Source organism: Marinobacter subterrani (assembly GCF_001045555.1).
Classification (GTDB): Bacteria; Pseudomonadota; Gammaproteobacteria; order Pseudomonadales; family Oleiphilaceae; genus Marinobacter; species Marinobacter subterrani.
Window position 1 is genome coordinate 159,007 of the sequence record NZ_LFBU01000001.1, and the last position, 24,393, is coordinate 183,399.

Consider the following 24,393-nt stretch of genomic DNA (forward strand, 5'->3'; position numbering starts at 1 on the left):
CGGCCTCAGAGGCCGGATTTTTTTTGCTCCCAGAGAATTTCCTCACCACCAGCACGGCGTGCAAGCACCCGGGCAATGACGAAGAGCAGATCCGACAGGCGGTTCAGGTAGTGCCGTGAGGCCGTATTGATCGAGTCCTCGTGGCCAAGGGCAACCACTACGCGTTCCGCACGACGGGAAACGGCCCGAGCCAGATGGCATTGGGCCGCAGCCGGTGTGCCACCGGGCAGGATAAAGTTTTTCAGGGGCGGCAGGCCCTCGTTGTGACGGTCCAGAGTATTTTCCAGCCACTCGATGTGATCATCTCCGATGACCCGGCTGCCCGGAATCGCGAACTCGCCGCCCAGATCAAACAGGTGATGCTGAATACGGCGCAGGGTCTCCGCCAGTTCGTCGTCGCTGTCCAGGGTTTCAATCAACAGGCCAATGTGGCAGTTCAGCTCGTCGGCCGTGCCCATGGCTTCGACCCGCTGAGCGTTCTTGGCGATGCGATTGCCATCGGCAAGGCCCGTGGAACCATCATCTCCGGTGCGGGTGTAAATCTTGGAAAGGCGATTGCCCATTGGTCTGCTCCTGTGAATGTGACGACAACTGTTGTACCCGTTGTGTGAGCATTTGGTTCACCGGCGTATTGATGCCAAGCTGTTTTCCCAGCCTTGTCAGATAGCCGTTGATAAAGTCTATCTCGGTGGTGCGGCCCTTGAGAACATCCGCGCGCATGGACGAGGTGTTGCCGGCAGTATTGTGCGCAACCGTTTCGATCCGTTGGCGTAAGGCGTCCGGGGCGTCTTCGCCCTGGCCGCTGGCTCGCATCAGGGCGGACAGTTCGTGGCAAAGGCCATTAATGGTGCCCTGATACAGGGAAGAAGCAAGGATGTCGCCGTTGGGGCAATCCAGAAGGGCCGTGTAGGGGTTGATGCCGGCGTTGATAATGAGTTTCTGCCAGAGCCGCTGAACAATATCCTGCTCGGCATGGATGGTCAGGCCGCTGGTATTCAGGAAGTTCACGGTTGTACCGGGAAGTCCCTGCGCCGGTTCGGTCATGGGCCCGATCCAGGTATCGCCGGTGCCGGCGTGAACCAGCAGATCCGGCTCTGGCCGGTTGGCACCCTCGGTGGTACTGGCGGCCAGAATGGGGCGGTCAGGCCACTGGGCGACTACTGCCTGCTGGCTGCCCAGGCCGTTCTGGAAGAGCACTACGGGGGTATGTCTGGCAAACCGGTCAATCACCCCGGCTATCGCCTCAAAGGTACTGCCGGCCTTGGTGGTGACCAGAATCAGCTCCAGGGCGTCTTCGGGTCCTAACCAGGGAACGTCGACTGTCGTTTCCTGACCATCGAAAGGCCGGAACCGGTAGCGGGTATTCGCCCCGGGCAGTTCTGCCGGCCTGGGAATGAATCCCGCCCGGCCAGCGGGCAGGCAGGCGGCCCAGAGCCGCCCCAAAGCGCCTGCACCGAGAATGCCGATCATGCCGGTTACATGGCCTCGATATCGGCCCGCTGCTGGCTCAGGCGTGCCTGGCTGCTTTGGGCGTCGCGGAGCTTTTCCTGTTCCTTCTCGACCACGTCGGCCGGGGCCTTGGCGGTAAATTTCTCGTTGCCCAGCTTGCCTTCCAGGCGCCCGATCTCTTTCTGCAGGCGCTCCAGTTCCTTGTCCAGGCGCTTGAGTTCCGCATCCTTGTCGATCAGGCCGGCCATCGGAACCAGCACTTCCATTTCACCCACCAATTGGGTGGCCGACATCGGGGCTTTTTCACCCTCAAACCAGTCCAGGCTCTCCAGTTTGGCCAGTGAGCCCAGGAACTGGCGGTTGTCATCCATGCGGCGCTTATCGTCCGCGTCTTTGCCGCGCAACAGAACAGGGATTTTTTTCGCCGGGGAGATATTCATCTCGCCACGAACATTACGCACCGCGACGATGACACCCTTCAGCCATTCGATGTCTGCGGTAACTGCAGAATCCTGTTTGCCGGCATCGGGCTGCGGGAACGGCTGCAGCATAATGCTGTCGCCGGTCACGCCGGCGAGGGGCGCAATGCGCTGCCAGATTTCCTCGGTGATAAAAGGCATCATCGGGTGCGCCAGGCGCAGGACGGCTTCGAGCACGCGCACCAGGGTGCGGCGGGTGCCGCGTTTGGCTTCCGCACTGGCATGTTCATCGTTGAGTACCGGCTTGGACAGTTCCAGATACCAGTCGCAGTACTCATTCCAGATGAACTCATACAGGGCGTAGGCCGCCAGATCAAAGCGGTACTGGTCCAGGTGGCGGATGACATCCTGCTCGCAGCGTTGCAACTCGCTGATGATCCAGCGATCCGCCAGGGACAGATCCACCGGCTCATCATTGAATCCACAGTCTTCGCCCTCGGTGTTCATCAGTACGTAACGGGCGGCGTTCCACAGCTTGTTGCAGAAGTTGCGGTAGCCTTCCAGGCGCTTCATGTCCCAGTTGATGTCACGGCCGGTGGTGGCCATGGCTGCCAGGGTGAAGCGCAGGGCATCGGTGCCGTGGGCAGCAATGCCGTCGGGGAATTCCTTCTGGGTGCGCTTGCCGATCTTCTCGGCCAGTTTGGGCTGCATCAGGTTGCCGGTGCGCTTTTGCAGCAGGTCGGGCAGGCTGATGCCGTCGATCATGTCCAGCGGATCGATCACGTTGCCCTTGGATTTGGACATCTTGTCGCCGTGTTCATCCCGGATCAGGCCGGTGACATATACGGTATGGAAGGGCACCTGGGGCGTGCCATCCTCATTCTTCATGAAGTGCATGGTCATCATGATCATCCGGGCAACCCAGAAAAAGATGATGTCGAAGCCGGTCACCAGGACATCCGTGGGGTGGAAGGTCTTCAGGCGCTCGGTGATTTCCGGCCAGCCCAGGGTGCCGAAAGTCCAGAGGGCAGAACTGAACCAGGTGTCCAGGACGTCGTCATCCTGCTTCAGCTCCAGATCGGCGGGCAGGCTGTGTTTCTGTCGGACTTCGTCTTCGCTTCTTCCCACGTAGATGTTGCCGTCGGCGTCGTACCAGGCCGGTATCCGGTGGCCCCACCATAACTGGCGGGAAATGCACCAGTCCTGGATGTCGCGCATCCAGGCGAAGTACATGTTTTCGTACTGTTTGGGTACGAACTGGATGCGGCCGTCTTCCACCGCCTCAATAGCGGGTTTGGCAAGGGTTTTGGCATCGGCGAACCACTGGTCGGTCAGCATCGGCTCAATGATCAGGCCGGATCGGTCGCCCCGGGGAACACTCAGTACGTGGTCTTCTTCCCGCTCCAGAAGGCCAGCCTCGTTCATATCGGCGACGATTTGTTTGCGGGCCGCTTCGCGGGTTAAACCTGCATAAACGGCCGGGATCTGGCCGTCGAGGTCGGTATTTTCGGTTCCGTCGGCGTTAAATACTTCAGCAACGGCCCGGATGTTGGCATCCTGGGTCATGACGTTGATCATCGGCAGGTTGTTGCGCTTGCCGACGGCGTAGTCGTTGAAGTCGTGGGCCGGGGTGATCTTCACGCAGCCGGAGCCTTTTTCCGGGTCGGCGTGATGGTCGGCGACGATGGGGATGCGCCGATTTACCAGTGGCAGCAGCACCTGCTTGCCAACCAGGTGCTGGTAGCGCTCATCGTCCGGGTGAACGGCTACGGCGGTGTCGCCCAGCATGGTTTCCGGTCGGGTCGTAGCAACGATGACATAATCCTTGCCATCCTGCGTTTTCGCGCCGTCGGCCAGTGGGTAGCGCAGGTGCCAGAAAAAGCCCTTTTCTTCCTTGTTCTCTACTTCGAGATCCGAGATGGCGGTGTGCAGTTTCGGGTCCCAGTTCACCAGCCGCTTGCCTCGGTACACCAGGCCTTCGTCGTACAGGCGGATGAACACGTCCTGCACGGCCTTGTAGAAACCGTCGTCCATGGTGAAGCGTTCGTTGTCCCAGTCCACGGAGTTGCCGAGGCGACGGATCTGACGGGTGATGGTGCCACCGGAGTGTTCTTTCCAGTCCCAGATGCGCCTGATGAACTCTTCGCGGCCCAGGTCGTGGCGGGTTTTGTCTTCCTCGGCGGCCAGTTTGCGTTCAACTACCATCTGGGTGGCAATACCAGCGTGGTCGGTGCCGACGGTCCACAGTGCGTTACGGCCCTGCATACGCTTGAAGCGGGTGAGGGTGTCCATGATGGTGTGCTGGAACGCATGGCCCATGTGCAGGCTGCCGGTGACGTTAGGCGGCGGGATGGCGATGCTGAATGATTCGCCTTCGCCGGATGGGCGGAAGTACCCTTTGGATTCCCAGTTTTCGTACCACTGGCGCTCGATGTTTTCTGGCTGGTAGGTTTTTTCCATGGGGTTCTGCAGTGACCGTTGGTTGATTCACAAGGGGAAAATTAGACGCCCGATTATACATGGTCGCCGGTGATGCGGCGAACCCTGGAGGTGGCTCCTTGATTCAGGACTGAGGAGTTAGTGCAGGTGAGTTTTGATCTATGTGCAATTCGCTTGCGAGATAGCAAAGCGCGTAGGTCGGGTTAGCAAAGCGTAACCCGACAAGACTCTACCCCCGTTTTCTTTGGTCATGCACTCTCGATTCAATCCCCATTGCTCTTAACTGCTTGAAATGCGATCTGGCCTGGTTCAGGACATTCGGATCATTATGGGCAATCAGCGCAAGCCGTTTAAAACGGTCTGAATCCGCAGGCAAGGTGGCTGAAAGTACAATCACCGTATCCCAATCCTCCGGAGCGGGGGGGCAGAGCAGGATGCCAACGGGATCGGAACAGGTTGTCGCAGGGTCCGGGACGATGCTGTGGGGGATGAAGGCGTCGGGGCTGAAGTTCCAGATCAGGTCGTCCAGCTCTTCCGCATGTTGCATGGTATCGCAGACGATGCACACGCGGTCACCCTGCTGCCAGGCTTTGTCCACGAGTCTGGCGGCGTGGAGGTTGCGGGCGGCGGGGGTGTTCTGGGCGAGGATGTGGAACCAGTAACGTTGGTTCCGGTCCTCCTGGCCGGAGGGGCCGGCAGCGGGGCTGCCGGTCTCCGCGTTACCTTGCCCCTGGCCAGTGGCCGGATTATTTTCCGGCATGGGACATCAGGTAGTCGACCAGCAGGGGCACCGGGCGGCCTGAGGAGCCCTTGGCTTTGCCGGAGTGCCAGGCGGTGCCGGCGATGTCCAGGTGGGCCCAGCGGTAGTCCTTGGCAAAGCGAGACAGGAAGCAGGCGGCCGTGATGGTACCGGCCGGGCGGCCACCGATGTTGGCCATGTCGGCGAAGTTGCTGTCGAGCTGGCTCTGGTATTCGTCCCAGAGGGGCAGGCGCCAGGCGCGATCGCCGGCACGTTCGCCGGCGGCCAGCAGTTCGTTGGCCAGTTCGTCGTTGTTGGCGAGCAGGCCGGTGGCGTGGTTGCCCAGGGCGATAATGCAGGCGCCGGTGAGTGTGGCCAGATCTATCACCGCGGCGGGATCGAATTTCTTCACGTAGGTGAGGGCGTCACACAGCACCAGGCGACCTTCGGCGTCGGTATTGAGGATTTCCACGGTCATGCCGGAGAGGGTGGTAACAATGTCGCCCGGGCGCGAGGCGCCGCCGTCCGGCATGTTTTCCGCTGCGGCGATCACCGCCACCACGTTGATTTTGGGCTGGGTCTCGGCCAGCACTTGCATGGCGCCGAACACGCTGGCGGAGCCGCCCATGTCGTACTTCATCTCGTCCATTGCTTCACCGGGTTTGAGGCTGATGCCACCGGTGTCGAAGGTGATGCCCTTGCCAACCAGAACGTGAGGCTTATCCTTGGCCTTGCCGCCCCGGTATTCCATCACAATCAGCCGAGGCGGCTGGGTGCTGCCCTTGCCGACTGCGAGGATGGTGTTCATGCCCATCTTTTCCATTTGTTTTTCATCAAGCACTTCGGTCTTGATGCAGTCGTGCTCCTTTGCAAGCTTCTTAGCCTGCTGCGCCAGCCATTCGGGGTGGCAGACATTGGGCGGGGTGTTGCCGAGGTCGCGGGTGAGGTTCATGCCGCGACCGGTGGCAAGGCCCAGGTTGAAGGCGTCCTTCAGGTCTTTAGCGGCGCTGGAGGCAACCACAACGATTTTGTTCAGTTTGCGGGCCGCCGGTTTTTCGCTCTTGAAGTCGCTGAACGTATAGAACTGGTCTTCCAGCGTGCGGCCGATCAGGCTCAGGCGGGCGGCCTCGGAGCTCACCGCGTCTTCGCCGGTTACCGGAGTGTCGGCGAGGGCGACGGCGACACTTTTCGACGGGCCGTCCTTCAGGGCAGTCATCATCGCGATCAGGGCCTTGCGGTAATTCGCCGGTGTTCGATCGCTGTCGTTACCGGTGCCAACCACCAGCAGGCGGCTCCATGGCTGGTCGGTAAGCGGGATGGTCGCGGTGGTGGCATTTTTGCCGCTGATGTCACCGGCTTTCTGGAGTTTCTTGATCAGCCCGCCCAGCGCCTCGTCTGCCTGGTTGGTGAACTGCGGCCAGGTGCCTTTTTCGGGCACGCCGACAACGAGACAGTCCGCTTTGGTGCTGGCGATGGCTTTATTGCTCAGGCTGAAATTCATGGCAACTCCTTTTTGATTTTTCGGGAGACGTCCGCCAGGGGCGGGAATCATGCTTGAATGTTATCTAGTCTAGCATTGGGGCTGGCCCGGAATTTATCAAGCGGCCGATGCCCCTTGCGCGCCTGTAGGGCCCTTCATGCCGGCGTAATGCTGCTGCTCTGTCATTCAGCATCAAGGTTACATAGAATACGCGCAGTTCCCGGGCATCCTTCACGTTTCAGCGGATACAGTCAGAGAGACCGATTTGACCATCATTTTCCGTTATCTCATTCGCCAGGTCATGGTCAGCATGGTTGCCGTATCCGGCATCCTGCTGCTTGTCTTTATGAGCGGTCGTTTCCTGAAGTATCTGAGTAATGCTGCGGAGGGTGAGATTGCCGCAGGCGTGCTGGCTGAGATCATGGCCTACCGGTTTCCGGGCTTTCTCGAACTGATTCTCCCCCTCGGACTGTTTATCGGGATCTTGCTGGCCTATGGGCGCATGTACCTGGAGAGCGAGATGACGGTGCTGTTTGCCTGCGGCTTGAGTGAAAAGTCGCTGCTCGGAAAAACCCTTCTGGGCAGTCTCCCGGTAATGCTGATCGTCGGCGCCATGAGCCTTTACGCCTCGCCATGGGGTATGAATAAGGTTGAGAAAATCATATACGAGCAACGCAAGGCGACCGGGTTTGAAATGCTGGCGCCCGGAAGGTTCCAGAGTTTCTCCACAGGTGGTCGTGTTACCTACACCGAGAGTTTGAGTGAGGACAAACTTCAGCTTAAAGGGGTGTTCATCGCCGAGTACGCGCCGGATGGCAGTGGGTTGACCATTATTACGTCGGATGCCGGGGCTCAACTGGTGGATCCGGAAACCGGAAGCCGCTTCCTGATTCTCGAGGAGGGCAGCCGGTATGAGGGTTCTGCGGGCGAGCTGGATTACAAGACCATCGACTTTGAAGCCTATGGCCTGAAGATCGAGAGTGGAAAAGCCGGTACCCGGGAGCTGGAGGATGGCGTCAGTACCAGGAGTCTGTTGGAATCAGACAGACCTGAGGATCGTGCGCTGCTGCATTGGCGCATCTCGTTGCCGCTCATCGTACCGGTGGTAACCCTGCTTGCCGTGCCCCTGAGCCGGGTGAACCCGCGGCAGGGCCGGTTCTTTCACCTGTTACCAGCGATGCTGGTATACATCACTTACCTCGGGCTGTTGATTGTCGCCCGGGACTGGCTGGCCGAGGGCAAGGTTCCTGAATGGATAGGCATGCTCTGGGTACACGCCCTGTTTCTGGGGCTGGGCCTGTGGCTCCAGTTCGGCCCCGCCTGGTTGTACCGGCGGCGCCTGAAGCGTGAAGGGGGCAGCCATGCGCCTGATTGACCGCTATGTGATGCGTACCGTTGGCGGCGCCATGTTTCTGGTCATGGTGGTGGTGCTGTCGCTTGACCTCATTTTTGCGTTTATCGCAGAGTTGGACGATACCCGGAACGGATATCAGACCCTGGAGGCGCTCTGGTATGTGTTCCTGACCCTGCCACGCCGGATTTATGATTATCTGCCTCTTGGTGCCTTCATGGGGTGCCTGGTCGGTCTCGGGTCCATGGCGAGTTCGTCCGAACTGACCATAATTCGCGCCGCTGGCGTGTCGCTCAAGCGCATTGTCTGGTCGGCCATGAAGCCGACACTCGTGGTCGTGATTCTCGGTGTGTTGATCGGCGAGTACGTGGCGCCCCCGGCAGAGCGCGTTGCCCAGAGTGATAAGGCGGTGGCACTGGGTGCCGGCCGTAATGTGGTGTCGGCGTCCGGGGTCTGGCACAAGGAAGGCAATGAATATATTCACCTGAATGCAGTGCAGCCGAACGGTGTGCTGCACGGGGTGTCGCGCTTTCGTTTTGATGATAACCGGCAATTGCTGGCAGCGAGCTTTGCAGAACGGGCAATCTATCAGGGTGATTACTGGTTGCTGGAAAAGGTGCGCACGACCCGGTTTGAGGATAAACAGACGGTTCTGGATGTGGATCAGACCCTTCGCTGGGAGACTGGCCTTTCTCCAAGTCTGCTCAGCGTGCTGATTGTTAAACCGGAAAACCTCTCGATGTCCGGGCTGTATACCTACGCCACCTATCTTGGCGAGCAGCGCCTGAGTGGCGCGCCCTACTGGCTGGCGTTCTGGAAAAAGACGCTGATGCCGCTGGGTACTGCGGTTATGGTGCTGGTTGCCATCTCCTTCATCTTCGGTCCTTTGCGCTCGGTCACCATGGGTTTCCGGGTGTTTACCGGCCTTCTGGTGGGGCTTCTTTTCAAGTATATGCAGGATCTGCTGGGGCCGATGAGTCTCGTTTACGGGTTCAGCCCGCTGCTGGCCGTGCTTGTGCCCATCGCGATCAGTGCTGTGGCAGGGGCCATCCTGATGCGCAGGGCCGGCTGACTGGCCCTGCCACGGTTATGATTTTCACCTGGTGCCGGATGGCTTCTTGGCGGAGGACCTGGGCAGGGAGACCACCACGCTGTCAGACAGCCGGTCTGTGGCCGACAGGCCGTTGATCGGGTAAAACAGGGCGATTATTGCCGGAATGGTCAGGAACAGCGTTGCCACACTCAGGTAATAGCCCGCGAGCAGAGTCACGAAAATAACCGCGGCCGCCGTCACATAGCGAATCAGCGCCTGGGTCCAGCTCACGGAAGTGCCGTCCAGGTTCTCGATCCGGACTCGCCATACCTGCATTCCCAGGGTTTGCCCGACACGGGTCCAGAAGTAGGCAAAGAACAGGTAGAGCACCAGGAAAAGTACGAAGGTCAGGCCGGGGTCACCGGAAAGCTGGTTGGCTTCGGCAAGCTGTTCGTAGTGATCCCAGCCGGTAATCGAGCCGGACACCATGGTGTAGGCCCAGGTGGCCACCAGCAGCACGGCAATGCTGATCAAACCGTCATAAACAATCGCCAGGGCACGCTTCAGGGCGGTGGCGGGGGGTAACAGTTCCTCGGCGTCATGGAAGCGTCGGGGCATGGAGTCTCCTGTGATGTTTCACGTTTTTCCTGTTCTCGGCGTGTGCTAGAGTAGCGGATTTGCACAAGCATGTAAGTATTCGTATTCAATCGCGGACCGGGCGGTGTCCCCGCCGGGTTTCTGGAAAGGTATCAAAGGGCTATGAAAACCGCAGAGTTGCGACAGGCGTTCCTGGATTATTTCAAGCAGCAAGGTCACACCATTGTTCCAAGTAGTTCGCTGGTACCTGCGGACGACCCCACATTGCTGTTTACGAATGCGGGAATGAACCAGTTCAAGGACCTGTTCCTGGGTCGTGAAGAGCGCGACTACACCCGGGCAACGTCCTCCCAGAAATGTGTCCGCGCCGGTGGCAAACACAATGACCTCGAAAACGTCGGCTACACCGCCCGTCACCACACCTTCTTCGAGATGCTGGGCAACTTCAGTTTTGGTGACTACTTCAAGCGCGAAGCGATCAATTACGCCTGGGCATTTCTGACCGGCGAGAACTGGCTGAACCTGCCCCAGGAAAAACTCTGGGTAACCGTTTACGCCGAAGATGACGAGGCCTTCGATATCTGGAACAAGGAAATCGGTGTGCCGGCAGACCGTATCGTCCGTATTGGCGATAACAAGGGTGGTCGTTACGCCTCTGACAACTTCTGGCAGATGGGCGACACCGGCCCCTGCGGGCCCTGTACTGAAATCTTCTTCGATCACGGCCCGGGCGTTGCTGGTGGACCTCCCGGGTCACCGGAAGAAGATGGCGACCGCTACATCGAAATCTGGAACGTAGTGTTCATGCAGTACAACCGCACCGCCGACGGTGAGATGCTGAAACTGCCCAAGCCGTCTGTTGACACTGGCATGGGGCTGGAGCGAATCACCGCGGTTTTGCAGGGTGTGCACAGCAATTATGAGATTGATCTGTTCCAGGATCTTTTGGCCGCAGCCTCCCAGATTCTGGGCGGTGCAGCCACCACGGAGGCATCCCTACGCGTTGTCGCCGATCACATCCGTTCTTGTGCCTTCCTGATTGCTGACGGTGTCATGCCCTCCAACGAGGGTCGCGGTTTTGTGCTGCGCCGGATCATTCGCCGTGCCGCACGCCACGGTAACAAACTGGGTGCAACCGGGCCGTTCTTCTACAAGCTCACCGGCGCCCTGGTTGAGCTGATGGGCGAGGCTTTTCCGCAACTGGTCAGCAGCCGCAAACAGATTGAAAAGGTATTGCTGCAGGAGGAGGAGCAATTCGCCAAGACCCTGGACAAGGGGCTGCGCCTGCTCGAGCAGGATATTGCCGAGCTCAAGGGCACAGAGATTCCGGGCGAGACCATCTTCACCCTTTACGACACCTACGGTTTCCCGGTTGACCTGACCAACGACATCGCCCGTGAGCGAGGCTTGACGCTGGATTACGAAGGCTATGAGAAAGCCATGGAAGGTCAGCGCGAGCGTGCCCGGGCAGCCAGTAAGTTCGGTATCGACTACAACGCCGCCGGTCTGCAGCTCGAGGGTAAGACCGAGTTTACCGGTTACGAGCACATTGACGGCCACGAGAAAATCCGCGCCGTGATTGTCAACGGCGAAGAGAAAGCGGCAGAAGCCGGTGATGAAGCCGTCGTGGTGCTTGAGCGCACGCCTTTCTATGCCGAATCCGGTGGTCAGGTCGGCGATACCGGTCTGCTGACCTGGAGCGGTGGCCGGTTCAAGGTAACGGATACGCGCAAGGAAGGTAATAATCACCTGCACCTTGGCACCCTGATCGAAGGCGAGCTGTTCCCGGGCCTGGAAGTGGATGCGCGGATTGACCATGTCCGCCGCGAGCGGACCAAGCGCAACCACTCCGCCACTCACTTGCTGCACGCAGCCCTGCGCAAGGTGCTGGGCGAGCATGTGAGCCAGAAGGGGTCGCTGGTGGATCCGGACAAACTGCGTTTCGACTTCTCCCATTTCGAGGCCGTTACCCCGGAGCAGCTTCGTGAGATCGAGCGCCAGGTGAACGAGCAGATCCTGGAAAACAGCGCGGTACAGACCGAAGTTACCGACATGGAGAAAGCCCAGGAAAAGGGCGCCATGGCCCTGTTCGGTGAAAAATACGGTGATGTGGTCCGGGTGCTCAGCATGGGAACCGACAACTACTCGGTTGAGCTTTGCGGCGGTACCCACGTTTCCCGAACGGGCGACATTGGTCTGTTCCGGATCACCTCTGAAAGCGGTATTTCTTCCGGCGTGCGCCGCATTGAAGCAGTGACAGGCATGGGCGCGCTGGATTGGATTGATGGTACTGAGCGAACCCTGAGAGAGGCTGCGCGCCTGGTGAAGGGTACTCGCGAATCCCTGGTAGAAAAGGTTCAGCAGACGGTTGATCGTAGTCGCCAGCTTGAGAAGGAAGTGGATGCCCTTAAGGCAAAGCTGGCTTCGTCTGCCGGGACCGATCTTGCCAGCACAGCCGTCGACGTGGCGGGGCTCAAGGTAGTGGCCTCGGAACTGGAAGGTGCAGACCGCAAGGCCCTGATGGAAACAGCTGACCAGCTCAAGAACAAGTTGGGCGAAGGTGTCGTTGTACTCGCCAGTGTTGAAGACGGCAAGGTGACTCTGGTTGCTGGCGTAACCAAGTCTGCCACTGGCCGGATCAAGGCCGGGGACTTGATGAAGCATCTGGCTGCCCAGGTGGATGGCAAGGGCGGAGGACGGCCCGACATGGCTCAGGGCGGCGGAAACGATCCGTCGAAACTTGAGGATGCGCTGGCCGGTGTGGCTGGTTGGGTCGAGAAAAATATCGCCTAAGCAACTGTTTTTGGCAGCGGGCGGGGGTTTATAATCCCGCCCGTTTGTTTTGACTGGCGGAGCGACGCTCCGCTGTGAGTCCCCGTTTCGGATATTGGGAAAACAATGGCTCTGTTGGTTCAGAAATTTGGTGGCACCTCGGTGGGAACCACCGAGCGGATTGAAGCGGTTGCCGAGAAGGTGTGCCGTTTCCGCAAGGAAGGTCATGATGTGGTTGTCGTGGTCTCCGCCATGAGCGGTGAAACCAACCGGCTGATCGCCCTGGCCAATAATATCATGGAGGAGCCGACGCCCAGGGAGATGGACGTTCTCGTCTCCACCGGTGAGCAGGTAACCATTGCGCTGCTGTCCATGGCACTGCAGAAGCGTGGTTGTGATGCGCGCTCCTACACCGGCTCCCAGGTGCGAATCCTCACGGATAGCAGTCACACCAAGGCGCGTATCCGGCAGATCGATGAGCAGCGCATGCGTGAAGATCTGGACGCCGGCCGGGTGGTTGTGGTTGCCGGATTCCAGGGAATCGACGAAAGTGGCAACATCACCACGCTGGGCCGGGGAGGGTCTGATACCACGGCGGTGGCTCTGGCGGCTGCGCTCAGAGCGGATGAATGCCAGATCTATACAGATGTAGACGGCGTTTATACAACCGATCCCCGGGTTGTGGATACTGCCCGCCGGCTGGAGCGGATTACGTTCGAGGAAATGCTCGAGATGGCCAGCCTGGGCTCGAAAGTACTCCAGATCCGTTCGGTAGAATTTGCAGGTAAATACAATGTTCCGCTAAGGGTTCTTTCCAGCTTCCAGGAAGGGGAAGGGACCCTGATTACTCTTGAGGATGAAAAGGCCATGGAACAACCGGTTGTTTCCGGCATCGCTTTTAACCGTGATGAAGCCAAACTGACGATTGCCGGTGTGCCCGATACCCCGGGCAGCGCCCTGCGTATTCTGAAACCGGTTAGCGATGCCAACATTGAAGTGGATATGATCGTCCAGAACGTGGGTGAAGATAACCGCACCGCCTTCACGTTCACCGTGCATCGTAACGATTTCAAGCGGGCGAAAGAGGTGCTTCAGCGGGTTGCCGACGAGCTTGGTGCCCGTGAAGTTGCCGGTGACAGCAAGATTGCCAAAGTCAGCATCGTGGGTGTCGGTATGCGCTCCCACGCGGGGGTGGCAACCCAGATGTTCGAGGCGCTGTCCAACGAAGGCATTAATATCCAGATGATCTCCACGTCCGAAATCAAGATTTCCGTGGTGATCGATGAAAAATACCTTGAGCTTGCCGTTCGCGCGCTTCACAGTGCGTTTGAGTTGGACAAGCCCGCGGTATCGGAAGAGGCCTGAAATCCGCAGATAAAAGGTCGGTCGGCGGGGCCTCGGAAAAAGGGCGTCATATACTGAGCCTATGACAAACGTGAACCGTATAAGGGAATGTGCGTCTTTAGATCAGTAAGTGATCCCACTATAAAAGCAATAAGTAGATAATAACCATTTGTCGGAACAGGTAGCTCTGGATAGGGAGTAAGGGATATGTTGATTCTAACTCGCCGTGTTGGCGAAACTCTGATGGTCGGCGACGATATCACCGTCACCGTTCTGGGAGTGAAGGGAAACCAGGTGCGCATTGGTGTAAATGCCCCTAAGGAAGTTGCGGTGCACCGCGAAGAAATCTACCAGCGCATCCAGTCGGAAAAGGGCTCAGAAGAGCCGGAGCCCGGCAACAGCTGATAGACGAAAGCCGTTCATGGGAAGCCTGAACGGCTTTTTTAATGCCCAGGGAAATCGAGGCGGAAAAAACTCGTGTCAACCCTATGAAAACAGAAAAATTATGGTAGTATACGCCCCGTTCTCAAGGAGAGGTGGGTGAGTGGCTGAAACCAGTTCCCTGCTAAGGAACCGTACGAGCAATCGTACCGAGGGTTCGAATCCCTCCCTCTCCGCCATTTCCTTCATGGGAAAGTGAGACAGGTTGATCTAGCATTCAACCAGAGCAAGTGATCAATGTGCGGCTGTAGCTCAGCTGGATAGAGTACCTGGCTACGAACCAGGCGGTCGGAGGTTCGAATCCTCCCAGCCGCGCCATCGATCAACCTTGCCACCCGTTTCAAGCGGCTGTAGCTCAGCTGGATAGAGTACCTGGCTACGAACCAGGCGGTCGGAGGTTCGAATCCTCCCAGCCGCGCCATATCAAATAAAGAACCCCGCCATGTGCGGGGTTCTTTATTTGCAGATCTCGGAACCTCCTCCGGGTGTCAGAGCCTGAAGCGCGAGACAAGGTTCTGGAGTTCGCTGCCCAGTTGTAGCGCGCCGCAAAGATTGCGACATCGTGCCACTAGGTCTGTGACAAGGGAATAGCCGGCGTTTAACCGCCGTTTCCGCCCCCCGTAAATACCCCTTTACTCGGCGCCATCTGGTCGCCGTTTTCAACGCCCAGAAGCATCGGCGAAAGCAGCAGGTCCCTGGGGGTGATCCTCCAGGATCTGTCCGCCCTCAGAAGCGAGTGGCCAGCCTCCTGGAATGCCCAGGCGATCAGCTCAGAACAGAACCAGGAGTCCTGTTCCTGCCAGTTGCGCCGGAAGCCCCAGCCGAAGATGCCGGGCCAGTCGTAGGGCCGCCCGATCTGGCTGCGCGCGGCTGCGATAACATCAGCCGGCGCAGATACCTGGAACCGGGAGCAGGCGCAGGTCGGCTCCGGGTCGCGAATCGCCACACCATGGCGCGTCGTAGCACCCAGAAGCCGGCCATCATCCAGCATCAGATCCACGTGGCTGTATGGCGACCAGGTGGCCCAGCGGATCACCCGGCTGCCGATGCCTTTGGTTGTGGAGAACTGCAGGGTAATCATGCCGGCGCCATCGCATGCAGTTGATGGATGTACTGCTGTGCGGTCGCCTCGCGCTGATCCTCCTCAGCTGTTTGAACGGCTGCCTTGCCGGTCAGCCGGATCTCGCGGATCTGATCGATCGCTCCGTACCAAAGTTCGGCGGTAGCGATGATGTCGTCGGCGGCTTCCTGATTGGTCCAGCCTTTGGCGGTCGCCCAGCTGCTGACAGCGCTTGGAACATCGGACGATGGGTAGCCGGCTGCTGCGAAGTTTCGCGCGGCCTCTTCGGCTCGTTTGTATTCTTGTTCCACCAAGTAGCCGGGGGAAACGAATCGCTCCCTGGCTACTCCGGCCGAGCGGTCTATAGCTACATGTAGTTCTGCGACGCTACGGGCAGGAGGTTCCGGTATCTCGACCCACGACGGCTGACCGATGGAATCCGGCTCTCGTCGGTAACCACTGGGTGGCTGACTACTGAACTCGGCGAAGACTTCCTCGCTGACCTCGAAAGCATCGGCAGGCCAAGTTCCTGCCCGCTCATATTCGTCCCGGAATTCGCCTGCGAAAAAGGCATTCTCAGTTGCGCTGTAATACATTTTTTCGAACCTCGCCTTAGTAACCAATTGCAACAAGATCGCCGGTCCATTCGCCGCCATCCCAACCACTGAGCGATATATTCTGACTGCTAAGATAACGCTGCCCTGCATTAAAATATGGCGTCATCCCTGCGGTTACACCGGAATTCTTGTCATTCAATGAGCCGAAAACTGAAAAAACTTGGTTGGGAAAGGAAATTGGAAAGTTCGCTGTTGCAGAGCCGGAGCTAGATGAAAAACTCACCCACTGGATGATCAATCCGTTTGGCAGTTTCTGGTAGCCCGGCCTCGCTTTGTTTCCGTTTCCTCCACCAAACGCGGCCACCAGTGCCGCCCCGTCAATCAACCGCCCCGGAGCGAACGCCCGGGCCTCGGCATCGGTCGCCACCAGCATCGGCGCGGTCCAGTCCGTGCCCCCATCCGCCGTCAGCATCATGCGCCGGCCAACTTCCAGGGCGACACTGACGGCGCCCTCGATGGTGTCCGGGTTCGTGCCGTCCGGGGTCACCGTCACGGCGTTGGCGCTGCTGTCGGTGCGCGCGATCGTGTACCCCAGGCCGGCGTCACTGTCGGCCGGCGGCAGCGCTAGGTCGACATTGCCAGCGCTCGCATCCACCAACACCAGCCCTGACTCGGCCACAGTCAGGGCCTTGGGGGACTCCGCACTGGTAACGGTCGTTACGCCACGCCCGGCCAGCCGCTGGATCGCGGCGAGCAGCTGGTCCTCGGTGTTGATGTCCGGCGCCACGCCGCCGGCTGAAAGGATCGCCAGCAGCTCACGCTGCAGCATGTTGAAATATGCGGACAGCATAGGCGTTGCCTGCTGACCCGTTGCCGGGTCGCCAGGGCGCCATTCGCCCTCGGCAGTTGCCCGTTCTGTAAATACTCCTACTTTCTCCACGATGTCACTCCTCTATGTAACCTACTTGCAAAATCAGCCAGCTGGGCGCCGCCTCCCGCAGGGCGCACTCGATCAGCTCGTCGCCCCAGGAACGCAAGGGGTCGCCGATCTGCGCCTCGTCCACTACTGACTCGCGCACCACCCCGTTGGGCAGCAGCACGCGCCAGGTGGAGTCCCAGTCGCTGCCGTTAATGTCGTCACCGATCACTGCGCCGGCGTGGCCGGTAGCTGTGTTCACCTCCACCGTGGCTTCGCGCAGCTCGATGACCTCGATGTTCTCGTAACCCAGCCCGGCGGCCAGCTCGATGTAGTCAGCCGCCCGCATGCCTCCCTGTGAGACCACCCGGCCGACCAGCGCGGCCCGGCGGTCGGACATGGACTGATCAGCCGGCGCACAATCGCCGGGCAGCCCATAGCTGGCTTCCCACTCCTCGAACAGGTACAGCGCCCGGCGGGGGTCGGCTTCCAGCAGCATATCCGCGACACGCGAGTCCACGCGGGCGAACTCCTGGGCCGAACCGTCCAGCAGCCGCTGCACGTTGCTCTCCGGCTCCACTGGCCACACCATCCCCGGCGGCAGCAGGCTGAACAGCAGCCCCCGGTAGTCCTGGGCGGTCAGGTTCAGATCCATGTGACCCCTCCCCAGACGGGCAGCTCACCCGTGGCGTACTCGATGTTCGCCGTGGGCCACTGCAGGTCGTAGTCCTCGATGCCGGCCGCCGAACTGATCGCATGGCGCACGCGGGTGATCAGTAGGGTGCCGCCGGGTTCGCCCTCGCGCTCCACCAGGTCCTGCAGGCCGGCCGCTGCCGCCGCGCGCACCTCGGCCGTGTCAGGCGTCACCGACAGCTGCGGCGCGAAGTCCACCGGCGTCGGGGCGATCACATACAAGTGCGCGGTCACGTTCTTGCGCTCGGTGATATAGTCGAACACCGCGTCCAGCAGCTGCTGGGACGGCAGCGGCCCGTCGGCGGCATCGTCGGCCATGATGCGGATCACGACAGACCCCGCGCCCATGCCCAGCGGGTCCTCCCAGGCCCTGGTCACGCCCGGCACTTCCAGCGCCCAGCCTTCCCAGTCACCCTCGGCGCCACCGCGCGGCACCCGTGCCCGGCGCTGCAGGATGCGATCGCGCCAGCTGCTGTAGGCTTCCAGATCCGCACCGCCCTGCAGGCCATCGGCCCCCACCACGGCCTTGCTGTCCACGCCTGGAATCGGTGACACCAGGCTAAGCTCGGCACCGGCGGACTGATCACCGGCCGCGCCGGCTTCCAGCGCTTCGACGGTGGCCACGGCCGTGCCTCCGGCGATCGCCACCTCCTCGGCGGTCTCGTACTCCTGGCCGTCCAGCTGCAGGCGGGTGCTGGCGATGATCACCGCGCCATCGGTGCCGGTGAAGGTCACCTCGCCGGTGGCCTGGGATGCCTGGCGGCGGGGAACACCGGCGCTGTGCAGGTGCAGCAGGTCGTCGTCGCAGGTCTCCGGGAACATCTGCCGTTCCAGCCACTGCAGGTACCCATAAAGGCCGTGCGTTACCCCGGCCTGGCTTGTTGCCAGGGCCTGGGTCAGGCGGGTGGCCAGCGCCGCCTGCGCACCGGGCAGCCGTGACAGCAGGTCCTGGTCGACCCGCGCCATCAGCTCCGGTAGTGAAGGCCGTTTAAACCCCATCTAACCCTCCGTTATGCGGCGTTTCGCCACACGTAGTCGTATTGCCGTTCCAGCACCGCGCGATCGCCGCGCCGGATCACCACCCGCAGCCCCAGGGTGTCGCGCCGCATGTGCCACGCCTCCACCTCCACGGCCTCGGCCACCTCGTCCTCGATCAGCCACGCCAGCGCCTCCTCGGCATACTCCTGGGCGCGCCGCAGCACCTCGTCCTGTTCCTTCTCCCGGTGCAGCAACCACAGGCGGGAACCATGGGGCCGGTCGCGGTAGGCGTCTGCCCAGTAGCCCCGGCGGTCGCCCGTGCCATCCGGCAGCCGGTCCTCGTCCAGGGCTCGCCGATCGGTGAACAGGGAAAGGGTCACCGCCGTCTGCAGGCCCTCGTCGGTCGCCAGGTCTCCGCCCTCGATTGCCAGGTCGAAGCGCTTGGCGCCGGCGTCGTACTTCAATGCGATGTCCATCAGCCCATCTCCTGGTTAGGCGTGCTGGTCGTTCCGCCACTGTCGCCGCCGTGGTTGTGGCCGTTGTAGGTGTCGCGCATGCCCTGCATGGTGCCCGTGGCGTCGCGCACCTGGCCGGCGGCCTCGATGTCGCCGGTGGCGATCACCTTGGGGGTGTTCAGCGTCACGCTAGTGCTGCAGTTGAACACTGCCTCCGGGGCGGTCACCTCCAGCTTGCTGCCAGCCTTCACGGCGATGATCTTGCCCCGCTTGAAGCGGATCTCGTCGCCCTCGTCGGTGTATAGGCACACCTCGCCAGCGGCCAGGCCCTTCGGCCGGTACCGCCGGTCGTCCACCGACAGCGCGACCAGGTGGGCACGGGCACCACCCACGGCTGCCACGATCGCCTCGGCCCCTGGGTGCGGGTGGCTGGTGTAGCCGTATTCCTGGAAGCGCTCGGCCCACGCCGGCTCGCCACCCAGCAGCGACACCTGCACGCCCTGCAGCTTCAGGCTGTCGTCCACCAGCTTCAGCACGCCACGGGAGACCAGCAGGCGGATGCGCCGCCACACCGGCCCCATCAGGCGCTGCCAGGTGCGTCTCTGATCAGCCATCACCACCCCCATCCGGCCGGGGTGCCGCTGCTGTCGCTGGGCTCCGGCTCCGGTACCGGCACTGGCTCGAAGGCCGCCGGCGGGGCCACGCGCAGTTCGGCGGTGCGGCCCTGGTTGCTCTCGATCAGCTGCACGTCGCTGATCAGCAGCTGCTCGTCCAGTCCCAGATAGGCGTCCCGCACTTGCACCAGGTCACCAGGCCGCCACACGCCCTGTTCATGCCGCCAGGTGCCCACGGTGTAGGTCACGCCCCGACCCTTGGCCCAGCGCATCCGCGCCTCCAGTTCCGCGCGGGCCTTGCAGTCCGCCGAATCGGCCGGGGTATCGCACACGATCAGGGTGGCGCGCGGCTTGCGGATTCTTGGGTCGGTCACCTGGGCGGTAGGGCCGGCCGCGTCTTCGCCGTTCCAGTCGTCGGTGCCGGGTGTCTGGCCTTCCACGATATAGACGTTGAAGCGGTCCCGATCGCTGAAAGCCCCGGACCCCTTGCGGATGTTTCCGCCCAGCTCCAGCATCGTGCGGATCTCCCGCTGCACCGCGTGCACAATCACCAGGCGGCCCTGGGCGTCGCTCACGATCCGGGCGCCCCGGATCTGCGCCGCGCGCTCGATGGCCTCGGCGATCGGCTGGCCATCCTCCAGGGTGAAGTTGCGGAACACCTTGTTATTGCCCACGGCGTCCACCACCTCGATGCCATACGGCGCTGCCAGCTTTTCGGCGATCTGCTTCAAGGTCAGGCCCGTCAGCGGGGTATCCTTGCCGCTGCAGTCGATCAGGTCCGCCGCCTTGCTCCGGCCGCTGGCCGATATGGTGTGGCTGGTCGCGTCGTAGTCCGGCAGCACCTCGTCCAGGTAGCCGGTCACCACCAGCTCGTCGCCCACCTTAACGGTGCAGGCTTCGCCAGGCGTTACCGGCCGCACCAGGCCGGACTCGGCCCAGCGCTCGGTCAGGGTCAGCTCGAAGCTGTCGGCGATCTGTTCCAGGGACAACCGGATGCGCACCTCCTGCCAGCCCTGGTGGCGCATGCTGCCGATCTGCAGCGTTACCGGGTCGCGGTTACTCACTCAGCACCTCCAGATCCATGCCGCCGCGCAGGGCGCCGGGGTGGCGGGCGCTGTTGCGCACCACGATCTCGTCCGCCCGGGTGGCGTCGCCATAAAGCCGGTGGGCAACCACCAGGGCGGGCAGCGTCCGCTGCGGTGTGTAGGTGGTCATGCCAGGCAGCGCCACCGCACGGGTGCGCAAATCGTCGGAGACCTTGGCCCGCAGATCCACCAGGGCGGCATACACCGCGTCGGTGATGGCCTCGTCGGTGGTCATCTGGCGGTCGATCAGCTCCAGGGTGTTGGCCCCGGCGTCCTGGGCGTCCTGCCGGCTCATCCAGTCGGTGTCAGCCACCAGGCGCGCGGCGGCCAGAGTTGCCGCCCGGCTGTTCAGCTGCCGGGCGGCGATGGTGTTCTGTGCTCGCTGCCGGCGCTCGGGCGTGTCCGCCACGGGCGGGGTCACGCTGTCGCCGCTGATTCCTGTCTCCAGCAGCAGCCGGGCCGCACGGGTCGGGGTGCCCGGGGTCAGCAGCACACGGCCGCCGCCCTCGTCGTCGCTCTTGCCCAGGATGGTGTTGCCGCTGTACAGGTCCAGGGCGTTGATCGGTCGCAGCACCGCGTTGCGCAGGCGATTGAAGCCGCCCAGCACGATGCCCACCATGTTCATCGGGGCGCGGATCTGCGCCGCCACCTCGTCGGCAATGCCGCCCACCACGTCCTCGATGCCCTGCATCACGGCCGCCAGGTCACGCTCCACCGCCACCAGGGACCAGCCCAGCAGGCCCTCCACGCTCCACTTGTCCGCGAAGTCCTCGGCCAGGGCCTCCTCGAAGGCGTCCGCCGATTGCTGGACCTCCCGCTGGGTGTCCACCGTGGTGGCCGGGTAGGCTTCCGTACCCGCCTCGGTGAACGTCACCTGAAAGTCGCAAACGCCGCCGTCGCGGGTGGTCTCGCTCCAGCGCACGTCGCTGGCCACGGCCGTGAAGCTGCCCAGGTAAGGGTGCACCAGGGTGGCCGCGCCCGGGGCGTCCAGGGCATCGATCAGCGCATCGCGCTGGAGGTCGTAATCGTCGCCGGCCACGAACAGCGCCAAGCGCCACTCCCGGGCATTGAGCCCCATGTCCTCGGCATAGGGCAGATTGCGCCGTGGATACTCATGGATCAGCCACCGGCGGCCGCCCTTGGTGTCGGAGCGCTCCACGTGGAAGCGCACACCGCGATAGGAGCCCGTCAATTCCGGGTCGATACGATCACGCCAGCTCATGTGCTACCCTTTTGGACTGTCTGAAAAACAAGGAGAAAATTCCGTGTCCGATATCTTTTTGGTTGTACTGTTGCTCTCTCTGATCGCTCTCGTCGCGGGGATGATTAAGCCGCGCTGGGCACTGCCCTGGGCATCGACACCCAGTCGCGGCAAGGCGGCCGGCCTTTATGTCGCCGCTATCCTGGCCAGCTTTGTCGGCTTCGGCATCACGACAGACCAGGCCAAAAAGGCCACGGCGGACGCCACGGAAACAGAGCAACGCACGACTACGGAGACCGCCCAACCAGAGCCGGCAGCAGAGCCCGAACCCGAACCACTCTCTCCGGCTGAACTTGCCGCCAACAACATGCCGGAAGCACAAAAGAGCTTTTTGGCTGTTATGGCTGATGCGGCCAGAGCATACGAAGACGCCCCCAATGAACTCGTGAAATCCACCATCGAGCGCGACCGCCGGACGGACTCCCGAGAATTCACCAAGGACGGCTTGACTGCGTGGACCGGGGTGTTGGAGCGCCTGGAAACAAACGGGGACGGCAACGGTATCGTCGTGATTCGGGCCAACTCGCACACCACCTTCCAGACCTGGAACAACGCGTACTCTGATGCCCAATACAACACGCTGATTCCGAACGGCTCCGAGCTTTACACCAAGGTTGCCCAACTTTCGGTCGGCGCGCCGGTCCGCTTCTCCGGCAACATTGTTTCGGAGGGCAGCGCAACCGAGAGGGGCTCCGTGATTGAACCTGAGTTCATCGTCCGATTTAGCAACGTCGAAGCGCTTCATTAAGGCGCCACCCCCAGCACTCCCGATTCCACATCGAAGTCCATGCCCCCGTTGCGGCGAGCCTCCGCGACGCGGGGCCGCCCCTCCGAATCCACCACGATCCTCAGCTCGCCACCCACCTCGGCCCGTGCCGGGCCAGGCATCGCGCCCCGGCGGTTATCGGCCACCGGCGCGCCGGTCGGCATCGGTGCAGCCATTCCGCCCAGCCCCAGGCGGTCCTTCACCCAGTCCGGCATCCACTCGATCAGCCCGGTGACGCGCTCCGATAGCCAACCGGTCAGCTGCGACCACTGGGCGCTGATCCCATCCCACAGCCCGCCGATCCACTCCTGACCCATCTCGGTCAGCGGCCGCGCGCCGAACAGCTCGAACACCGCGTCGATGCCTTTCATCAGCAGAGCGGCCGGACTGAAAGCCAGCAGGTCCTTGGCCACCTGGCCGATGCCCTGGCTGAAATAACCGGCGATGCCGTCCCACATACCGCCGAACCATTCCGCGATACCGTCCCAGTGCCGATAGATCAGCCCCGCCGGCGTCCAGGCCAGCAGGTCGCCCGCGATCTCGCCTGCGCCACGGCTGAAAAAGTCTTTCACCCCTTGCCACAGGTTGCCGAACCATTCGGCGATGCCTTCCCAGTTGCGATAGATTAGGTACACCGCCCCGGCCACAGCGGTTACGCCCGCGATGATCCAGCCGATCGGGGTTGCCATCAGGGCAAGGCCCAAGGCGCGAATGCCGGCAATGGCAGCGGGCACCGCGCGCGTCGCCAGGCCGATCAGCCCGGTACCCATGCGGGTGCTCATGGCCCCAGCTAGGAGGGATGCCCGGCCAAACGCCATCAGGCGCTTGCCGCCACTGAGGAGGCCGCGCCCTACCCACAGCAAGCCTTTCACCACGGTCTTGCCAGCCGTCCAGGCAAAGACTCCTAGTTGGACAGTGGCTAGTACCAGCGACAGCAGGAACTTGCCAGCCATCAGGCCGGCAACAATGCCCAGCAGATTGGCATAGCCACCAACACGATCAGCGGCCCAGCTCACCGCAGCACCCACCATCTGCATACCGCGCCAAATATCCCGGATGCCGTCCAGAATGTCGCTGGCCACAGCCTCACGGTTAGCCTGGCCCAGGGCACCCATGCGGCCGATCCACTCATTGATCGCCGGCAGCAGCTCGCCCACCACCGACGCCTGGATGCCGAACAGTACCGTGCGCAGGTCGCCCATCTGGCGGGTGTACTCGCGGCTGTTCTCGATTTCCTCCTCGGTCAGGATGGCGCCACGGTCCCGGCCGGCCTGCATCATCCGCTCGATCTCCTCGCGGGTGGCGCCCAGCATTTCCACCATCTGCTCGCCACCCTGACCGCCGAAGATCTCGTCCATCACCCGCTGGCGAGCGGCGTCGTTCTCCAGGCTGCCCAGGCGCGAACGCACCAGGTCGAACATGGCGGCCGTGTCGCCGCCGGTCTTGCGCAGCTCCTCAACGCCAATGCCCAGCCGTCCGAAGGCTTCCGCCGCCGGGCCGCCAGCAGTGACCACGAACTCGTCTGCCCTCAGGGACAGCTCTTTCAGGCCGTCCACCAGGGCGTCGTTCTGTACCCCGAACTGCTTGCCGACGTACTGCCACTCCTGCAGCCAGGTGGTGCCCACGCCCACGCGCTCGGCCGCGTTCATCACCTCGTTGCCCAGGTCGGTGACCCCCGACACCAGGCGTTCCGTACCCCAAACCGCGCCGGCAGTAATACCCCCCATCCATAGCAGGCGCTGGCCCAGCCCCTGGGCGCGCTCCATGACGGCACCCAGGGACTGACTCACGCGGCGGCCGGAGGCGGCCAGACGGTCCAGCCCGGCCCGACGCGCCAGGCCTGACAGCGACTGCTGAATGCGACGGACCGGGCGGGTCACTCGATCCACCAGCTCCATGACAACGCTGGTCACCATGCTACCCATTGGCTTTCATCTCCTCCGC

General features: G+C 61.8%; 22 protein-coding genes and 3 tRNA genes. 9 read left to right on the top strand and 16 right to left on the bottom strand.

Translation table 11 applies throughout. The features are described 5' to 3' along the window. Positions 1-5: 5 nt before the first annotated feature. The 5 genes from msub_RS00705 to msub_RS00725 form a co-directional block, all read right to left on the bottom strand. Complete coding sequence (locus msub_RS00705; protein ID WP_048494251.1) at positions 6-563, bottom strand: cob(I)yrinic acid a,c-diamide adenosyltransferase; 558 nt, start codon at positions 561-563, stop codon at positions 6-8. Continuing rightward, positions 520-1,470 (bottom strand): ketopantoate reductase family protein, encoded by a 951-nt coding sequence (locus tag msub_RS00710; protein WP_048494252.1) that lies wholly within the window; start codon positions 1,468-1,470, stop codon positions 520-522. The genes msub_RS00705 and msub_RS00710 overlap by 44 nt, the downstream gene beginning before the upstream one ends. 5 nt (positions 1,471-1,475) lie before the next feature. Further along, positions 1,476-4,328 (bottom strand): valine--tRNA ligase, encoded by a 2,853-nt coding sequence (locus msub_RS00715; protein ID WP_048494253.1) that lies wholly within the window; start codon positions 4,326-4,328, stop codon positions 1,476-1,478. Between the two features lie 208 nt (positions 4,329-4,536). Beyond that, entirely contained in the window at positions 4,537-5,067 is a 531-nt protein-coding gene (locus msub_RS00720; RefSeq protein WP_048494254.1) for a DNA polymerase III subunit chi, read from the bottom strand. After that, a complete protein-coding gene (locus tag msub_RS00725) occupies positions 5,054-6,547 on the bottom strand; it encodes a leucyl aminopeptidase (protein WP_048494255.1) in 1,494 nt (497 codons plus the stop codon). The genes msub_RS00720 and msub_RS00725 overlap by 14 nt, the downstream gene beginning before the upstream one ends. Positions 6,548-6,791: 244 nt before the next feature. Here msub_RS00725 and lptF point away from each other — a divergent pair, with 244 nt between their 5' ends. Both lptF and lptG read left to right on the top strand, forming a co-directional pair. Then, positions 6,792-7,901, top strand: a complete 1,110-nt coding sequence (gene lptF / locus msub_RS00730) for an LPS export ABC transporter permease LptF (RefSeq protein WP_048494256.1) — start codon at positions 6,792-6,794, stop codon at positions 7,899-7,901. After that, positions 7,888-8,949, top strand: a complete 1,062-nt coding sequence (lptG, locus tag msub_RS00735) for an LPS export ABC transporter permease LptG (protein ID WP_048494257.1) — start codon at positions 7,888-7,890, stop codon at positions 8,947-8,949. Before lptF ends, lptG begins: the two co-directional genes overlap by 14 nt. A gap of 24 nt (positions 8,950-8,973) precedes the next feature. Here the strand turns inward: lptG and msub_RS00740 are convergent, their stop codons facing one another. Then, a complete protein-coding gene (locus msub_RS00740; RefSeq protein WP_048494258.1) occupies positions 8,974-9,528 on the bottom strand; it encodes an RDD family protein in 555 nt (184 codons plus the stop codon). A 141-nt stretch (positions 9,529-9,669) separates the two neighbouring features. Between msub_RS00740 and alaS the strand changes: the two genes are divergently transcribed. The 6 genes from alaS (at position 9,670) to msub_RS00770 (ending at position 14,485) form a co-directional block, all read left to right on the top strand. After that, on the top strand, positions 9,670-12,300 hold the full coding sequence (gene alaS / locus msub_RS00745) for an alanine--tRNA ligase (protein WP_048494259.1): 2,631 nt from the start codon (positions 9,670-9,672) through the stop codon (positions 12,298-12,300). A gap of 105 nt (positions 12,301-12,405) precedes the next feature. Next, positions 12,406-13,644 carry an aspartate kinase gene (locus msub_RS00750; protein ID WP_048494260.1) on the top strand — a complete coding sequence of 413 codons (1,239 nt, stop codon included), beginning with the start codon at positions 12,406-12,408 and terminating at the stop codon, positions 13,642-13,644. A 186-nt stretch (positions 13,645-13,830) separates the two neighbouring features. Then, on the top strand, positions 13,831-14,028 hold the full coding sequence (csrA, locus tag msub_RS00755; RefSeq protein ID WP_008172808.1) for a carbon storage regulator CsrA: 198 nt from the start codon (positions 13,831-13,833) through the stop codon (positions 14,026-14,028). A 125-nt stretch (positions 14,029-14,153) separates the two neighbouring features. Next, positions 14,154-14,243: transfer RNA gene (locus tag msub_RS00760), tRNA-Ser, on the top strand. Positions 14,244-14,305: 62 nt separating this feature from the next. Next, positions 14,306-14,382 (top strand) — tRNA-Arg (locus msub_RS00765). 26 nt (positions 14,383-14,408) lie between these two features. Further along, positions 14,409-14,485: transfer RNA gene (locus msub_RS00770), tRNA-Arg, on the top strand. A gap of 177 nt (positions 14,486-14,662) precedes the next feature. On the opposite strand, the gene msub_RS00775 is transcribed toward msub_RS00770, so the two are convergent. The 9 genes from msub_RS00775 to msub_RS00815 form a co-directional block, all read right to left on the bottom strand. Then, on the bottom strand, positions 14,663-15,145 hold the full coding sequence (locus msub_RS00775; RefSeq protein WP_048494261.1) for a C40 family peptidase: 483 nt from the start codon (positions 15,143-15,145) through the stop codon (positions 14,663-14,665). Next, the gene (locus msub_RS20790) at positions 15,142-15,720 is read right to left on the bottom strand and encodes a hypothetical protein (RefSeq protein WP_053077920.1); all 579 of its coding nucleotides are present in this window, start codon (positions 15,718-15,720) and stop codon (positions 15,142-15,144) included. Before msub_RS20790 ends, msub_RS00775 begins: the two co-directional genes overlap by 4 nt. Positions 15,721-15,736: 16 nt before the next feature. After that, positions 15,737-16,531: a gp53-like domain-containing protein gene (locus msub_RS00785; protein ID WP_048494262.1), complete on the bottom strand. Its 795-nt coding sequence runs from the start codon at positions 16,529-16,531 to the stop codon at positions 15,737-15,739. Positions 16,532-16,625: 94 nt separating this feature from the next. After that, positions 16,626-17,252: a YmfQ family protein gene (locus msub_RS00790; protein WP_048494263.1), complete on the bottom strand. Its 627-nt coding sequence runs from the start codon at positions 17,250-17,252 to the stop codon at positions 16,626-16,628. Next, positions 17,243-18,256: a baseplate J/gp47 family protein gene (locus msub_RS00795; protein WP_197083762.1), complete on the bottom strand. Its 1,014-nt coding sequence runs from the start codon at positions 18,254-18,256 to the stop codon at positions 17,243-17,245. The genes msub_RS00790 and msub_RS00795 overlap by 10 nt, the downstream gene beginning before the upstream one ends. A gap of 44 nt (positions 18,257-18,300) precedes the next feature. Continuing rightward, a complete protein-coding gene (locus msub_RS00800) occupies positions 18,301-18,744 on the bottom strand; it encodes a phage GP46 family protein (RefSeq protein WP_053077921.1) in 444 nt (147 codons plus the stop codon). Further along, positions 18,744-19,337 carry a phage baseplate assembly protein V gene (locus msub_RS00805; RefSeq protein ID WP_048496903.1) on the bottom strand — a complete coding sequence of 198 codons (594 nt, stop codon included), beginning with the start codon at positions 19,335-19,337 and terminating at the stop codon, positions 18,744-18,746. Before msub_RS00805 ends, msub_RS00800 begins: the two co-directional genes overlap by 1 nt. Beyond that, complete coding sequence (locus msub_RS00810; protein ID WP_048494266.1) at positions 19,337-20,401, bottom strand: phage baseplate assembly protein; 1,065 nt, start codon at positions 20,399-20,401, stop codon at positions 19,337-19,339. The genes msub_RS00805 and msub_RS00810 overlap by 1 nt, the downstream gene beginning before the upstream one ends. Continuing rightward, positions 20,394-21,644: a DNA circularization protein gene (locus tag msub_RS00815; protein WP_048494267.1), complete on the bottom strand. Its 1,251-nt coding sequence runs from the start codon at positions 21,642-21,644 to the stop codon at positions 20,394-20,396. Before msub_RS00815 ends, msub_RS00810 begins: the two co-directional genes overlap by 8 nt. A gap of 43 nt (positions 21,645-21,687) precedes the next feature. Between msub_RS00815 and msub_RS00820 the strand changes: the two genes are divergently transcribed. Beyond that, positions 21,688-22,431, top strand: coding sequence for a hypothetical protein (locus tag msub_RS00820; protein WP_048494268.1), 744 nt, complete (start codon positions 21,688-21,690; stop codon positions 22,429-22,431). Here the strand turns inward: msub_RS00820 and msub_RS00825 are convergent. Further along, entirely contained in the window at positions 22,428-24,374 is a 1,947-nt protein-coding gene (locus msub_RS00825; RefSeq protein ID WP_156182692.1) for a phage tail tape measure protein, read from the bottom strand. The genes msub_RS00820 and msub_RS00825 overlap by 4 nt on opposite strands. Positions 24,375-24,393 lie beyond the last annotated feature (19 nt).